Here is a 1,808-nt window from a genome sequence, read left to right as displayed (position 1 = left end):
TTATTGCTTCTTGTGCAGCTTTATTTGTCTTTATGATTTGGTTTTTAAAGCAGAAAATATAATATAGATTCTTTGTATAACAAATTATTGTGCAGTTGAAGAAGGTGTTATTCCTGAAGATTACTTCCTACCGGTTAATCAAGTTGCAGTTGGTTCTCAAAGAATGGCTAAAACAAAACGCTTTAGTTAAAAAAAAATCTCTTCCCTAGAAACCCTAAGTTCTGCATTAATGTTATTTGTACTGATAAAACAGGAACTCCTAACTCGAAACCAACTTACAGTAAGAAAAATTGTAACTCCCTGATGGCACTATCAAATTAAAAGTTGTTCTGGCTATAACGACGAACAAACATTTTAGTGTTTGCCCAAACAATACTGCCTCCAAAAAGGAATTGAAAAATTCTTAATTGCATCAGTTCTATGCTCTGAGGCTAAATTAGTTCCTGCGCCAACTAAACCCCACCAATTTGAATTAATCGGTAATCCTACTGAAGGAGCTTTATTAATTGCTGCTAAAAAATACGGTTACAACATTGAAGAAGTAAAAAACAACTTAGAAATCATCCAACTAAACCTTACTTACTTCCGAACGTAAAAAAATGAAAGTGTCTTAGTTAAAAACAACCAAGAACTCGCATATGACACCAATTCCCCAATATCTGTCTTTATTAAAGGAGCTCCTAATATTGTCTCTGAACAACAACAAATGCAATACAAAAGGTTCTCAAGTAAGTCCCTTTTAGCCCTCGGTGAAAAAGAATCTTTCCTTAAACAAAACGACCAATTTGCAAGCAAAGGATACCGCGTTCTTGCTCTTGCTTACAAAAAAATTGAGACAAAAATCCTCCCCTAGAAGAAGATATGGTTTTCTTAGGTTTTGCAGTTAATTATGACCCACCAAGAGAAGAAGTTAAAGAAGCAGTTAAAAACTTAACTCAAGCAGGACTAAAAATTACTATTATTACAGGAGATTACAGTCTTACTGCTGCTGCCATTGGTAAACAAGTAGGAATCATCCAAGACAAGTTCTGCAATTTGGTTTAGACGGCTGTGACCTTGACAAAATGTCTTTAGAACAATTACAAGAAGTCCTCAAAAGCCCTCATCCAGTTGTCTTTTTCACGCACTACTCCCAAACATAAATTAAAAATTGTTCAAGCATACCGCAAAAAATGGAGAAGTAGTAGGAGTTACTGGCGACGGAGTTAATGACATTTTAGCCCTTAAAGCGGCTCACATAGAATTGCTATGGGAAAAGCAGGCACTGATGTTGCTCGTAATGCTGCTGATATGATTTTATTAGATGATAATTTTGCAACTATTTCCAAAGCTGTTTTAGAAGGACGTTGTATTTATGAAAACATCAAAAAATTCATGAACTTATGTCTTTGCTTCTAATATCCCTCAAATCTTTCCTTTCATCGCTATTGCTTTTTTAGGAGTTACAGAACCTTACTTATATGTTTTACAAATTTTAGCAATTGATCTTTTAACCCCAGAACTTGAATTCCTGCTATTGCTCTAGGAGCTGAAGAAACTGACCCAAGTTTATTAGTCCAAAACCACGTACTAAAAACGACCATCTAATGGACGCTAAAGTATTAAAACGTAGTTATGGTTTTTAGGAATAGTTGAAGGTTTAATGTCTTTAGCATTTTGTGCAGTTTACAATTTTAATACAAAGACAACTTCTTCTAGCTTCTACTATGGCATTTGGAGTTGTTATCTTTGCTCAAGTAGGAAACGCATTTGCTTGTCGTTCTAACAAACTTTACTTTTGGCAAACTATCAAAAAAAGCAATACGTAA

4 protein-coding genes are annotated in these 1,808 nt (G+C 34.5%); all 4 read left to right on the top strand.

Annotation, left to right across the window (positions count from 1 at the left end):
- The first annotated feature begins 361 nt into the window (after window positions 1-361).
- The 4 genes from ACEW7V_RS00280 to ACEW7V_RS00265 all read left to right on the top strand — a co-directional run bounded on the left by ACEW7V_RS00280 (window position 362) and on the right by ACEW7V_RS00265 (window position 1,808).
- On the top strand, window positions 362-595 hold the full coding sequence (locus ACEW7V_RS00280) for a hypothetical protein (protein WP_374695507.1): 234 nt from the start codon (window positions 362-364) through the stop codon (window positions 593-595).
- 266 nt (window positions 596-861) lie between these two features.
- Window positions 862-1,044 (top strand): HAD family hydrolase, encoded by a 183-nt coding sequence (locus ACEW7V_RS00275; RefSeq protein WP_374695506.1) that lies wholly within the window; start codon window positions 862-864, stop codon window positions 1,042-1,044.
- A 204-nt stretch (window positions 1,045-1,248) separates the two neighbouring features.
- Window positions 1,249-1,398 carry a hypothetical protein gene (locus ACEW7V_RS00270; protein ID WP_374695505.1) on the top strand — a complete coding sequence of 50 codons (150 nt, stop codon included), beginning with the start codon at window positions 1,249-1,251 and terminating at the stop codon, window positions 1,396-1,398.
- 260 nt (window positions 1,399-1,658) lie between these two features.
- The gene (locus ACEW7V_RS00265; RefSeq protein ID WP_374695504.1) at window positions 1,659-1,808 is read left to right on the top strand and encodes a hypothetical protein; all 150 of its coding nucleotides are present in this window, start codon (window positions 1,659-1,661) and stop codon (window positions 1,806-1,808) included.

It is taken from the genome of Areca yellow leaf disease phytoplasma, from assembly GCF_041920595.1.
The sequence above is the reverse complement of the archived record's forward strand: the minus strand, read 5'-3'. Positions and strand labels throughout refer to the sequence as shown.